The sequence below is a fragment of the Microbacterium sp. ARD31 genome, from assembly GCF_031844425.1.
In genome coordinates this window covers 1-12,794 of record NZ_JAUZVE010000097.1, presented here as the reverse complement: position 1 = coordinate 12,794, position 12,794 = coordinate 1, and the positions used below count along the sequence as shown (strand labels likewise).

The window sequence follows — 12,794 nt, the reverse complement described above, 5'->3', positions numbered from 1 at the left end:
CCGCGTTCCGCAACGACCTCTTCGTCTTCGGCGAGAAGATCGGCAACCCGACGGGCGACGGCTCCATCGGCGCCCCGAACTACAAGGACCTGTACGTCATGCAGTGATCCTGGTGCTCTGCTGAGCATCATGTAGTTCCCCAGTAGTAACTCTGACGGGTGGGGGCTCCCGGACCGGGAGCCCCCACTCGCCAGCCCGGACCACGTAGGCTGTCGTGCCTCGGTCCGACTCATCCACCACCCCCGGAGAGAGACCTGCGATGTTCGCGTATGTCGTCAAGAGGCTGATCTCGGGAGTCCTCGTCGTGACATTGATCTCGATGGCGATCTTCCTGCTGTTCTGGTACGGCCCCTCGAGCCCGGCCCAGCCGATCTGTGACCGTGAGAGCGGCAACCGCTGCACCCCGGAGCGGCTCGCGACGTACGAGAAGACCCTCGGTTACGACAACCCCGTCTACGAGGAGTACGGCAAGTTCGTCAAGGGCGTCTTCGTCGGACGTACCCTCACCATCGCCTCCAACGAGTACGAGTGCGCGGCCCCGTGCCTCGGTATCAGCTTCCGCACCAAGGCTCCGGTCAAGGAGGAGCTGGTCTCCCGCATGCCGGCGACCTTCTCGATCGCCATCGGCGGTGCGTTCCTCTACCTGCTCTTCGGCGTCCCCATCGGCATAGCCGCGGCCAGACGCCGCGGCAGCGTGGCCGACAAGGCGTTGGTGTCGAGCTTCCTGTTCCTGAGCTCGATCCCCTACTACCTCTTCGCCCTGCTGACCTGGCTGTACCTCACGGTGACCTTCGAGGTCCCGCTGTTCTCCGACACCGGCTACTTCTCGCCCGTGAGCGACGGACCCTGGAAGTGGTTCTCCGGGATGTTCCTCGCCTGGATCGCGCTGGGCATCTTCGGCTGCACCCAGTACACCCGCTACACGCGCGGCGCCATGGTCGAGTCGCTGAGCGAGGACTACATCCGCACGGCCAAGGCCAAGGGCCTGCCGGCGCGGACCATCATCTACCGCCACGGCCTCCGAGCGGCGCTCGTGCCGGTCGTGACCATCTTCGGCATCGACTTCGGCACCCTGCTGGCCGGCACGATCTTCACCGAGCGGATCTTCGAGATCAAGGGCATCGGGTGGTGGGCGCTGGAGGCGGTGACCGGCAAGGACCTGCCCGTCGTCCAGGCGACGGCACTGTTCGGCGCCGTGGCCCTGATCATCTCCAACCTGCTCGTGGACGTGATCTACAGCGTCCTCGACCCGAGGGTGAGGCTTTCGTGACCAGCGTTCCCATGACCCAGTCCTCTGCCGCCGAGCGCGACGCGAGCGACGGGCCCTTCCTCCAGGTGGAGGACCTGAAGGTGACCTTCCCGACCCAGGACGGTCCCGTCACCGCGGTGCAGGGACTGACGTACTCGGTGGAGAAGGGCAAGACCCTCGGCATCGTCGGCGAGTCCGGCTCGGGGAAGTCGGTGTCGAGCATGGCCGTGATGGGCCTGCACGACACCAAGTCCGCGAAGATCTCGGGGTCCATCCGCGTCGGTGGCACCGAGGTCGTCGGGCTGTCCGAGTCGCGCATGCGCGGGCTGCGCGGCAACGCGATGGCGATGATCTTCCAGGACGCGCTCGCCGCGCTGCACCCCTTCTACAAGGTCGGGTCGCAGCTGGCGGAGGCCTACCAGGTCCACCACTCGAGCGCCTCGAAGCGGGACGCCCGTCGCAAGGCCATCGAGATGCTCGACCGCGTCGGCATCCCGCAGCCCGACCGCCGCGTGGACGACTTCCCGCACCAGTTCTCCGGCGGCATGCGCCAGCGCGCGATGATCGCGATGGGCCTCATCAACGACCCGTCGCTGCTCATCGCCGACGAGCCCACCACGGCGCTCGACGTGACCGTGCAGGCCCAGATCCTCGACCTGCTGCAGGACCTCCAGCGCGAGTTCAACTCGGCGGTCATCATCATCACCCACGACCTCGGCGTGATCGCCGAGATGGCCGACGACGTCCTCGTGATGTACGCCGGTCGCTGCGTGGAGTACGGCACGGCGAAGCAGATCCTCACCACGCCGGAGATGCCGTACACCTGGGGCCTGCTCTCGAGCATCCCCGACGTGAGCGCGTCCACCGACGCGCGCCTGATCCCGATCCCCGGCAACCCGCCCAGCCTGCTGCGGCCGCCGTCGGGCTGTTCCTTCCACCCCCGGTGCGTGCACTCCGACAAGGTCCCCGGCGACCTGTGCATCACCGAGCTCCCCGAGCTGTTGCCGGCCAGCTCGGGCACGGCGCACCTCAAGCGCTGCCACCTCGCCGACCCCGTCGCGGTCTACGAGTCCGAGGTGCTGCCTGAGATCGCCCCCGACCTCGTCGAGGAGAACCGATGACCCAGGACCCCAACGCCCGCTCCGAGGTCGAACCGACCGAGGTCGGGGCGAACGCTGCCGAGACCGGCGAGCGCGTCCTCCACGACGACCACGACGTGACGGCCGACCACGAGGTCCTCCACGAGGGGCTCGACTTCGCCACCGTCGCGGGGATGGGTCACGCCGCGACCGAGCTCGACCCCGACGCCCCTCCGGTGCTGACGGTCGACAACCTGAAGATGTACTTCCCGGTGAAGTCGGCAGGCGTCGTGCGCCGCACCATCGGCCACGTGCAGGCCGTCGACGGCATCTCGTTCGAGGTGCCCAAGGGCGGCTCGCTCGGCCTCGTCGGCGAGTCCGGGTGCGGCAAGTCGACGACCGGTCGCCTGATCACCCGGCTCTACAAGCCGACGGCCGGCTCGATGATGTTCGACGGGCACGACCTCGCCAAGCTGTCCAACCGCGAGATGAAGCCGCTGCGCCGCGACGTGCAGATGATCTTCCAGGACCCCTACACCTCGCTCAACCCGCGTCACACCGTGGGCACGATCGTCGGGGCGCCCCTCGAGGTGCACAACATCGTCCCGAAGAACCAGGTCCTCAAGCGGGTCCAGGAGCTGCTCGAGGTGGTGGGCCTCAACCCCGAGCACTACAACCGCTACCCGAACGAGTTCTCCGGCGGACAGCGCCAGCGCATCGGCATCGCCCGCGCGCTGACGCTGAACCCCAAGGTGCTGGTCGCGGACGAGCCCGTCTCGGCCCTCGACGTGTCGATCCAGGCGCAGGTGGTCAACCTGCTCCAGGACATCCAGTCCGAGTTCGACGTGGCGTTCCTGTTCATCGCCCACGACCTCGCCATCGTCCGCCACTTCTGCCCCGAGGTCGCGGTGATGTACCTCGGCAAGATCGTGGAGATCGGTGACCGCGAGACGATCTACGGCCGCCCGCACCACCCCTACACCCAGGCGCTGCTCTCCGCGGTGCCTGACGTGAAGCAGGCCGCCGTGGGCGGGCGCCGCGAGCGCATCCGCCTCGAGGGTGACGTGCCGAGCCCGATCAACCCGCCGTCGGGCTGCCGGTTCCGCACGCGCTGCCAGTTCGCCCAGGAGATCTGCGCCAAAGTCGAGCCGCCGCTGCTCCAGATCGGTGCCCGCCACAAGGTTGCCTGCCACTTCGCGGGCGAGCTGGGGTCCCACCCGGCGACCCCGGTGACCACCGAGCTGCTCGGCGTCGACGACCAGGGCACCCCGGTCCCCGGCGCGACGCCGACCAACACGCAGCTCACCATCCCGGGCTACGAGAAGACCTGGTACGACCTCAAGACCAAGCAGAACGCCGGAGCCTGACCGACTCAGTGGACGGCTTGTTCGAGATTCCGGGCGCGGGGCAACCCGCGCCCGGTGTCGTACCCGGGGGCGGGTCGCTCGGCGCCAACACGCACGCCTCGGCGCCGCTCGCCGTCCGCATGCGGCCCCGCACCATCGACGAGCTGGTCGGCCAGCAGCAGCTGCGCGCCGCCGGCTCGCCGCTGCGCCGCCTGATCGAGGGCGACCAGTCCATGTCGCTGCTGCTGTGGGGGCCGCCCGGCACCGGCAAGACGACGATCGCCGCGATCGTGAGCCAGCAGACCCGGCGCCGGTTCGTCGAGGTGTCCGCGGTCGCGGCGGGCGTGAAGGAGGTCCGCGCCGCCATCGACGGGGCGCGCGCCGAGCTCGCCCGCGGCGGCCAGGAGACGGTGCTGTTCGTCGACGAGGTGCACCGCTTCACCAAGGCACAGCAGGACGCCCTGCTGCCGGGCGTGGAGAACCGCTGGGTGACCCTCATCGCGGCCACCACCGAGAACCCCTTCTTCTCGGTGATCAGCCCGCTGCTCTCGCGCAGCCTGCTGCTGCGGCTGCAGTCGCTCACCGACGACGACGTCGCCGAGGTGATCGACCTCGCGCTCGCCGACGAGCGCGGGCTGGCGGGGGAGACCGGGCTCGACGACGACGCCAGGGCCCACCTCGTACGCCTGGCCGGGGGAGACGCGCGGCGCGCGCTCACCTACCTCGAGGCGGCCGCCGGCGCCGCGGCGAGCAACGGGCTGGACACCATCGACCTCGCCACCGCGGAGACCGCGGTCGACCAGGCGGCCGTCCGCTACGACCGGCAGGGCGACCAGCACTACGACGTGATCAGCGCCTTCATCAAGTCGATCCGTGGGTCCGACGCCGACGCGGCGCTGCACTACCTCGCCCGGATGATCGAGGCCGGCGAGGACCCGCGGTTCATCGCGCGACGGCTCGTGGTCCACGCCAGCGAGGACATCGGCCTCGCCGACCCGACGGCGCTCCAGGCCGCGGTCGCGGCGGCGCAGGCGGTCCAGCTCATCGGCATGCCCGAGGCGCGGATCAACCTCGCCCAGGCAACCATCCACCTCGCGGTCGCCCCGAAGTCCAACGCGGTGATCACCGCGATCGACGCAGCGATCGCCGACGTCCGGGCGGGCAGGATCGGCCAGGTGCCGCCGCACCTGCGCGACGCCCACTACGGCGGGGCGAAGGACCTCGGCCACGGCAAGGGCTACGCCTACCCCCACGACGAGCCCTACGGCGTGGCCGAGCAGCAGTACGCCCCCGACCAGCTCCTGGACGCGGAGTACTACCGGCCGACCGCGCTCGGCGCCGAGGCGTCGGTCAAGGAGCGGTGGGAGCGGATCCGCCGCATCGTGCGGGGCTCCTGACCGCGGGCGTGGCTACGGTGGGTGCCATGCGCCTCGGCTTCCACGCGTCCCACGAGCAGATCGACCCCGCGCGCCTGCTGGACGACGTCCAGCACGCGGAGCGGGCCGGTTTCGACATGGCGATGTGCTCCGACCACATCTCGCCCTGGGGGAGCCGCCAGGGCCACTCCGGGTACGCGTGGGCGTGGCTGGGGGCGGCGCTCGCCTCCACCGACCTCGAGCTGGGGTGCGTCTGCGCGCCCGGCCAGCGCTACCACCCCGCCGTGGTGGCGCAGAAGATCGCCACGCTGGCGCAGATGTTCCCCGGCCGGTTCTGGACCGCGCTGGGCAGCGGCGAGGCCAGCAACGAGCACATCACCGGGGACCGGTGGCCGCCGAAGGAGGTGCGCACGCGCCGGCTCGAGGAGTGCGTCGACGTCATCTCGCGCCTGCTCGACGGGGAGGAGGTGAGCCACGACGGACTGGTGACGGTCGACCGGGCGCGCCTCTGGGACCTGCCCGAGACCCGGCCCCGGCTCGTCGGTCCGGCGGTGTCCGTGGCCTCCGCCGCCCGGGTCGCGGCCTGGAGCGACGGGCTGGTCACCATCAACCAGCCCGTCGACACGCTGCGCGACGTCGTCGCCGCCTACCGCGACGCCGGCGGGCGCGGCCCCTGTGCGCTCCAGGTGCACCTCTCCTGGGCGCCCACCGAGGCGGAGGCCGAGGCGGTCGCGCTCGACCAGTGGCGCACGAACGTCTTCCCGGAGCCGGTCAACTGGGACACCGAGACCGTCGAGGGGTTCGACGTGATGGCCCAGCACGTCGGCATCGACGCCGTACGGGGCGCGGTGGAGGTCTCCGCCGACCTCGCGTGGCACCGGGACCGGATCGCCGAGCTCGCCGCCGTGGGCTTCGACGACGTCTACCTGCACCACGTCGGCCAGGACCAGCGCCCGTTCATCGATGCCTTCGGCGAGCACGTGCTGCCGGCCCTGCGCGGCTGAGCGGTCCTCACCCCCGGGGGCAGTTGTCACCGCGACCCGCCTCGGCTTGTGTGGGACGCATGCGAGTGACGGACACGAGTGACCTGTGGTGGAAGAGCGCGGTCGTCTACTGCCTCGACGTCGAGACGTTCTACGACGCCGACGGAGACGGCATCGGCGACCTGGCGGGTCTCGCCCAGCGCATCGACTACCTCGCCGAGCTCGGGGTCACCTGCCTGTGGCTGATGCCGTTCTACCCCAGCCCGGACCGTGACGACGGCTACGACATCACCGACTTCTACGGCGTGGACCGCCGGCTGGGCAGCCTGGGGGAGCTGGTCGAGGTGATCCGCACCGCCCACGACCGGGGCATGAACGTCATCGCCGACCTCGTGGTCAACCACACGTCCGACAAGCACCCGTGGTTCCAGGCGTCGCGCCGCAGCACGACGAACCGCTTCCGCGACTTCTACGTCTGGCGCGACACCGAGCCGCCGGACACCTCGAAGCTGGTCGTCTTCCCGGACCAGGAGGACTCCATCTGGGAGCACGACAGCCGCACGGGGGAGTGGTACCTCCACAACTTCTACAAGCACCAGCCCGACCTCAACCTCGCGAACCCGGCCGTCGTGGACGAGGTGCTGAGGATCATCGGCTTCTGGCTGCAGCTCGGGTTCGACGGCTTCCGCGTGGACGGCATCCCGTTCCTCGAGCAGAACGCGCAGAACGCCGAGGACCCCGCGCTGGCCGTCGACCCGCACGAGCTGATGCGGACGCTCCGCGGGTTCGTCAACCGGCGCACCGGACGCGCCACCATGCTCGGGGAGGTGAACCTCCCGCACGCCGAGCAACGCCGGTTCTTCGGCGGTGCTGCGGCCAACGAGCTTCAGATGCAGTTCGACTTCATCGGCATGCAGGCGACGTACCTCTCCCTCGCCCGGGCTGACGCCCGCCCCTTGGTGAAGGCCCTCCGACGCCGGCCCTCCATCGACCGGACCTGCCAGTGGGCCACGTTCCTGCGCAACCACGACGAGCTGACCCTCGACAAGCTCACCGACGCCGAGCGGCAGGAGGTGTTCGACGCCTTCGGGCCGGAGCCCGAGATGCAGGTCTTCGGACGCGGGCTCAAGCGACGGTTGCCGCCGATGGTCGACGGCGACCCGCGGCGCGTGCGGATGGCGTACAGCCTGATGTTCTCCCTCCCCGGGACGCCCACCCTCTACTACGGCGAGGAGATCGGGATGGGCGAGGACCTCGAGGCACCCGGACGCATGGCGGTCCGCACCCCGATGCAGTGGAGCGCCGGGCGCAACGGGGGCTTCTCCACGGCGTCGCCGGGACGGCTCGTGCAGCGCGTCGTGACCGGCGCCTACGGCCCCGAGCACGTCAACGTGGCCTCGCAGGTGCACGACCCGGAGTCGCTGTGGAGCTTCGTCCGCAAGCTCATCTCCATCCGTCGGACCTGTCCGGAGCTCGGCTGGGGGACGTGGAGCGTGGTCGAGCAGCCCGACCGGCAGGTCCTGGTGCACCGGGTCGACCTGGACGGGTCCGCCGTGCTCACCGCGCACAACCTCGGGTCGGAGCCGGTGACCGTCCGCGTGCCCGTCGACCCGAAGGGTCGTGGGCTCGAGGCGACGGACCTGATGTCCGAGGAGGTCATCGCCGGGGACAGCACGGTCGACCTGCCGTTGGACGGCTACGGGTTCCGCTGGCTGCGGCTGCGCCCCGCGGGTGACCTCGCGGTGCCGTGAGGCTTGTAGGCTCGGCGCCGTGACGACGGACCAGGCATGGCTGACCGGCGTGGGCGCGGCCGCCCTCGCCGTGGCGCTCGCGGCGCTGCTGCTCGCGCTGCGCGCCCGCCGTCGCGCCGCGCGTGCCGAGGAGCTCGCCGCGTCCCTGGCGGCCCGGCTGCACGCGCTCGAGTCGTCGCCGGCCGAGGTGCCGTCGCCCGCCGCCGACGAGGCCGCGTTCGTCATCACCCACGTGGGCTCGCCGGGCGTCCACGACGCCCTGCCGCTCGCGCAGGACATCGACGGCCGCCTCTTCGCCGACATCGTGGCGCGCGAGACCGTGGTCAAGGCCGCGTCCTGGACCGCGGGCCTGCGCCGCGCGCTGTCCGCCGAGAGCCGCAACCGGATCCGCTTCACGGTCCGTCAGGAGACCCGGCGCGCCGGCCGCGAGCGCCGCTCGGAGATGAAGCAGGCGCTGCGCGAGTTCCGCGCCCGCGAGCGCGCCGGCGTCGGCGGCGACCTCGGGGAGGACGTCGCCTGATGGGTCGCCCACTCTGGTTCGTCGCCGGGGCGGGGGTCGGTGTGTACGCCGCTGCCCGCGCCCGCCGCGCCGCCGAGGCCCTCACGGCCGACGGCCTGCGCGACCGCCTGCGCGGCTGGCAGGCGGGAGCCCGCCTGTTCGCCGAGGAGGTCCACCAGGGCCGCGCCGAGCGGGAAACCGAGTTGCGCGAGCAGCTGGGCCTCAGGCCCCATGGGACACCCGAGCTGGAGAGCGCTTCCGAGGCTCGCTCCGCTCGCACCTCAACCACCGACGCACTGACGAAGAAGGACACCTGATGGACACCGCCGAGATCCGCCGCCGCTTCCTCGCGCACTTCGAGGCCGCCGGACACGCCGTGGTGCCCTCCGCCTCGCTGCTCGCCGACGACCCGAACCTGCTGTTCGTCAATGCCGGCATGGTGCCGTTCAAGCCGTACTTCCTCGGCCAGGAGACCCCGCCGTTCGACCGCGCCACCAGCGTCCAGAAGTGCATCCGGACCCCGGACATCGAGGACGTCGGCAAGACCACCCGCCACGGCACGTTCTTCGAGATGTGCGGCAACTTCTCGTTCGGCGACTACTTCAAGGAGCGCGCCATCGAGCTGGCGTGGAGCCTGATCACGAAGCCCGTCGACGACGGTGGCTTCGGCCTCGAGGTGGACCGCCTCTACCCGTCCGTCCTCGTCGGCGACGAGGAGGCGATCGGCTACTGGATGAAGGTGACCGGCCTGCCGCGCGAGCGCATCGTCGAGCTCGGCAACAAGGAGAACTACTGGTCCATGGGCGTGCCTGGTCCCGGGGGCCCGTGCTCGGAGATCCTCTACGACCGCGGCCCCGACTTCGGGCCCGACTTCGACCCCACCACGCTCGGCCCCGACATGCCGGTCGAGCTCGAGGACCGGCTCCTGGAGATCTGGAACCTCGTCTTCATGCAGGACGACCTCAGCGCCGTCCGCTCCAAGTCGGACTTCGACATCGCCGGCTCGCTGCCGAAGAAGAACATCGACACCGGCATGGGCCTGGACCGCGTCGCGCTGCTGCTGCAGGGCAAGCAGAACATGTACGAGATCGACGTCGTCTACCCCGTCATCGCCCGGGCCGAGGAGCTCACCGGCAAGACCTACGGCGCCGACCACGACGACGACGTCCGCTTCCGCGTCATCGCCGACCACGTGCGCTCGTCGATGATGCTGATCGGCGACGGGGTGACGCCCGGCAACGACGGCCGCGGGTACGTCCTGCGCCGGCTGCTGCGCCGCGCGGTGCGCTCCATGCGGCTGCTCGGGTGCGAGGACCGGGTGCTGCCCGAGCTGATGCCGATCTCCCGCGACAAGATGGGGGAGACCTACGACAACCTCATCACCGACTGGGCGCGCATCTCGCAGGTGGCCTACGCCGAGGAGGACGCGTTCCGCAAGACCCTCCAGGCCGGCACCCAGATCTTCGACCAGGCCGCGACCGAGGTGAAGGGCACCGGCGGCTCGACGCTGTCCGGCGAGCGCGCCTTCGCGCTCCACGACACCTACGGCTTCCCGATCGACCTGACGCTGGAGATGGCGGCCGAGCAGGGCCTGCAGGTCGACGAGCAGGGGTTCCGCGCCCTGATGGCCGAGCAGCGCGAGCGGGCGAAGGCCGACGCGCGGGCCAAGAAGGGCGCGCACGGCGACACCGCCGCCTACCGCGGGATCTTCGACGAGTTCGGCCCCACCGAGTGGCTGGCCTACGAGACGCTGGAGACGGAGTCCAAGCCGCTCGCGCTCCTCAGCGGCGGCGCACCGGTGTCGCGGCTCGCGGAGGGCGAGATCGGCGAGCTGGTCCTCGACCGCACGCCGTTCTACGCCGAGTCCGGAGGCCAGGTGGCCGACGCCGGCACCATCGTCTTCGACGGTGGTCGGCTGGAGGTGATCGACGTCCAGCGCCCGATCAAGGGCCTCGTCGTGCACCAGGTCCGGGTCACCGAGGGTGAGCTCGACCCGTCCCGGCTGGTGCACGCCCGCGTGGACCCCGAGTGGCGCACCGGCGCCCGCCAGGCGCACTCCGGCACCCACGTGGTGCACGCGGCGCTGCGCGAGGTGCTCGGCCCCACGGCGCTGCAGTCCGGCTCCTACAACCGGCCCGGCTACCTCCGCCTCGACTTCGGCTGGACGCAGGCGCTCAGCCCCGAGCAGGTCCGTGACATCGAGCTGGTCTCGCAGCAGGCACTGCGCGCCGACCTCCCGGTCTCCTGGGACTACATGACGCTCGAGCAGGCCAAGGAGTGGGGCGCGATCGCGCTGTTCGGCGAGACCTACGACAACACGAAGGTGCGGGTCGTGGAGATCGGCGGCCCCTGGTCGCGCGAGCTGTGCGGCGGCACCCACGTCGACCACTCGTCCCAGATCGGCACGGTGGTCGTGACGGGGGAGACGAGCGTCGGGTCGGGCAACCGCCGCATCGAGGCGCTCACCGGCGTCGAGGGCTTCGGCTACCTCGCCCGGGAGCGCGACGTGGTCGCCCAGCTCACCGGCCTGCTGAAGACCCAGCCCGACGACCTGGTGAGCCGGGTGCAAGGCCTGACCGAGCGGCTCCGGGTCGCGGAGAAGGAGCTCGAGAAGGCCCGGCTGGCGCAGCTGCTCGGCGCCAGCGCAGAGCTGGCGGCCGGTGCGACGCAGGTCGGACCGGTCAAGGTCGTGGCCCACCGCGCCGAGGGCGCCGGCGGCGGCGACGTACGGAACCTGGCGATGGACGTGCGCGGCCGCCTCCCGCAGGGCGAGCCGGGCGTCGTGGTCATCATCGGCCATGCCGGCGGCAAGGTGTCGGTCGTGGCCGCCACCAACGACGAGGCCCGCGCGCGAGGCCTGTCCGCCGGCGAGCTGGTGCGCGCCGTCGGCCCGCTGCTCGGCGGCAAGGGCGGCGGCAAGGACGACGTGGCCCAGGGCGGCGGTACCGACGCCTCGCGGATCGACGAGGCGCTCGCGCTGGTCGGGCACGAGGTCGCCAAGCACGCGGTCCAGGGCTGACCGGGTCCGCGGTGCGGTTCGGAGTGCGCCTCGGCGTCGACCCGGGTGATGCCCGGATCGGCGTCGCGAGCAGCGACCCGTCCGGCTTCCTCGCGACGCCCGTGGAGACCGTGCGGCGCGGCAAGGGCGACGTACGCCGCCTCGGCCAGCTCGTCGAGGAGCTCGAGGCGGTCGAGGTCGTGGTCGGCCTGCCGCGCTCGCTCAGCGGCGCCGAGGGTCCGGCCGCGGCGAAGGTGCGCGAGTTCGCGGCGCGGTTGGCGCGCCGAGTTGCGCCCGTACCCGTCAGACTGTGTGATGAACGACTGACCACGGTCTCGGCCGAGTCGATCCTGCGCGACCAGGGCCGGCGCGGGGCCAAGCGACGTGCCGTGGTCGACCAGGCAGCCGCCGTGCTGATCCTGCAGACTGCCCTCGACACGGAGCGGTCGAGCGGACAGGCACCCGGAGAGATCGTCGAGGTAGCAGATGAGTGAGCACGAGGCCGCAGCCCAGGCCGGGCCCGAGGACGACGTCCGGCAGGAGGAGGCCTACGAGTACGTCCCCGGGGGCAAGCGGCGCAAGGGCCGCGGCCTCAAGGGCTGCCTGGCCGTGCTCGTCGCGCTGGTCGTGCTGGTCGGCGGCTTCTACGTCGCGCTGACCAAGGGCGTCAGCTGGGTCTCCGACCAGTTCCAGGGCCCCGAGGACTTCCCCGGCCCCGGCACCGGCTCGGTCGAGTTCACCGTCAACGAGGGTGACGTCGTGGCCCAGATCGGCCGCAACCTCAAGGAGGAGGGCGTGACGGCGTCCGTGCAGGCGTTCATCGACGCCTGCCAGGACGAGTGCAGCGGCATCCAGGTCGGCGCCTACGAGCTCAAGAAGGAGATGAAGGCGTCCGACGTCAAGGAGGTGCTGGTCGACCCGGGCAACCTGATCGGCTTCCCGACCGTCACCATCCCCGAGGGGCTGCGCCTGACCGAGATCGTCTCCACGCTCGCGCAGAACACCAAGTTCCCCGAGCAGGCCTGGAACAGGGCGCTCGACCAGCCCGAGAAGCTCGGCCTGCCCGACTACGCCGAGGGCAACGCCGAGGGCTACCTGTTCCCCGCGACCTACGAGATCAAGCCGGGCATGAAGCCCGTCGCGATCCTGAAGATGATGGTCGCCCGCTGGCAGCAGGCCGCCGACGAGGCGGGCCTCGAGGAGAAGGCCGCCGAGCTCGGCCACACCCCGGCCGAGCTGATGATCATCGCCTCGCTGGTCGAGGCCGAGGGTCGCGGCGACGACATGCCGAAGATCGCGCGGGTCATCTACAACCGTCTCGACGGCCCGGGCGACAAGGGCGGCACCAACGGCACGCTCGGCATCGACGCGTCCATCGCCTACGGCCTCGGCCTCTCGCCCGGCTCGACCGAGCTCACGCCCGAGCAGCTGGCCGAGGACACGCCGTACAACACCCGCATCAACGCCGGCCTGCCCCCGACGCCGATCGAGGCGCCCGGCGACGACGCGATCG

At 71.1% G+C, this 12,794-nt stretch carries 11 protein-coding genes; all 11 read left to right on the top strand.

From position 1 onward, the window contains the following. Positions 1–259: 259 nt before the first annotated feature. Positions 260–1,270, top strand: coding sequence for an ABC transporter permease (locus tag Q9S36_RS50490; protein WP_311292269.1), 1,011 nt, complete (start codon positions 260–262; stop codon positions 1,268–1,270). A gap of 11 nt (positions 1,271–1,281) precedes the next feature. Next, on the top strand, positions 1,282–2,370 hold the full coding sequence (locus Q9S36_RS50485) for an ABC transporter ATP-binding protein (protein ID WP_311292268.1): 1,089 nt from the start codon (positions 1,282–1,284) through the stop codon (positions 2,368–2,370). Further along, positions 2,367–3,695, top strand: a complete 1,329-nt coding sequence (locus Q9S36_RS50480) for an ABC transporter ATP-binding protein (RefSeq protein ID WP_396653987.1) — start codon at positions 2,367–2,369, stop codon at positions 3,693–3,695. The genes Q9S36_RS50485 and Q9S36_RS50480 overlap by 4 nt, the downstream gene beginning before the upstream one ends. 8 nt (positions 3,696–3,703) lie before the next feature. Then, positions 3,704–5,071 carry a replication-associated recombination protein A gene (locus tag Q9S36_RS50475; protein WP_396653986.1) on the top strand — a complete coding sequence of 456 codons (1,368 nt, stop codon included), beginning with the start codon at positions 3,704–3,706 and terminating at the stop codon, positions 5,069–5,071. Positions 5,072–5,097: 26 nt separating this feature from the next. Then, a complete protein-coding gene (locus Q9S36_RS50470; protein WP_311292266.1) occupies positions 5,098–6,054 on the top strand; it encodes a TIGR03885 family FMN-dependent LLM class oxidoreductase in 957 nt (318 codons plus the stop codon). A 59-nt stretch (positions 6,055–6,113) separates the two neighbouring features. After that, positions 6,114–7,784, top strand: coding sequence for an alpha-amylase family protein (locus Q9S36_RS50465; protein WP_311292265.1), 1,671 nt, complete (start codon positions 6,114–6,116; stop codon positions 7,782–7,784). A gap of 19 nt (positions 7,785–7,803) precedes the next feature. After that, entirely contained in the window at positions 7,804–8,304 is a 501-nt protein-coding gene (locus Q9S36_RS50460) for a hypothetical protein (RefSeq protein ID WP_311292264.1), read from the top strand. Further along, positions 8,304–8,600, top strand: a complete 297-nt coding sequence (locus Q9S36_RS50455; RefSeq protein WP_311292263.1) for a DUF6167 family protein — start codon at positions 8,304–8,306, stop codon at positions 8,598–8,600. The genes Q9S36_RS50460 and Q9S36_RS50455 overlap by 1 nt, the downstream gene beginning before the upstream one ends. Further along, positions 8,600–11,302, top strand: coding sequence for an alanine--tRNA ligase (gene alaS / locus Q9S36_RS50450; protein WP_311292262.1), 2,703 nt, complete (start codon positions 8,600–8,602; stop codon positions 11,300–11,302). Before Q9S36_RS50455 ends, alaS begins: the two co-directional genes overlap by 1 nt. An 11-nt stretch (positions 11,303–11,313) precedes the next feature. Next, positions 11,314–11,775, top strand: coding sequence for a Holliday junction resolvase RuvX (ruvX, locus tag Q9S36_RS50445; RefSeq protein ID WP_311292261.1), 462 nt, complete (start codon positions 11,314–11,316; stop codon positions 11,773–11,775). Beyond that, on the top strand, positions 11,768–12,794 hold a 1,027-nt coding region (gene mltG / locus Q9S36_RS50440; protein ID WP_311292260.1), incomplete at its 3' end, for an endolytic transglycosylase MltG. The genes ruvX and mltG, both read left to right, overlap by 8 nt.

Coding starts and splice junctions, on each gene's coding strand:
- Q9S36_RS50490 (WP_311292269.1), top strand. CDS start 260: ATGTTCGCGTATGTCGTCAAGAGGCTGATCTCGGGAGTCCTCGTCGTG.
- Q9S36_RS50485 (WP_311292268.1), top strand. CDS start 1,282: ATGACCCAGTCCTCTGCCGCCGAGCGCGACGCGAGCGACGGGCCCTTC.
- Q9S36_RS50480 (WP_396653987.1), top strand. CDS start 2,367: ATGACCCAGGACCCCAACGCCCGCTCCGAGGTCGAACCGACCGAGGTC.
- Q9S36_RS50470 (WP_311292266.1), top strand. CDS start 5,098: ATGCGCCTCGGCTTCCACGCGTCCCACGAGCAGATCGACCCCGCGCGC.
- Q9S36_RS50465 (WP_311292265.1), top strand. CDS start 6,114: ATGCGAGTGACGGACACGAGTGACCTGTGGTGGAAGAGCGCGGTCGTC.
- Q9S36_RS50455 (WP_311292263.1), top strand. CDS start 8,304: ATGGGTCGCCCACTCTGGTTCGTCGCCGGGGCGGGGGTCGGTGTGTAC.
- alaS (WP_311292262.1), top strand. CDS start 8,600: ATGGACACCGCCGAGATCCGCCGCCGCTTCCTCGCGCACTTCGAGGCC.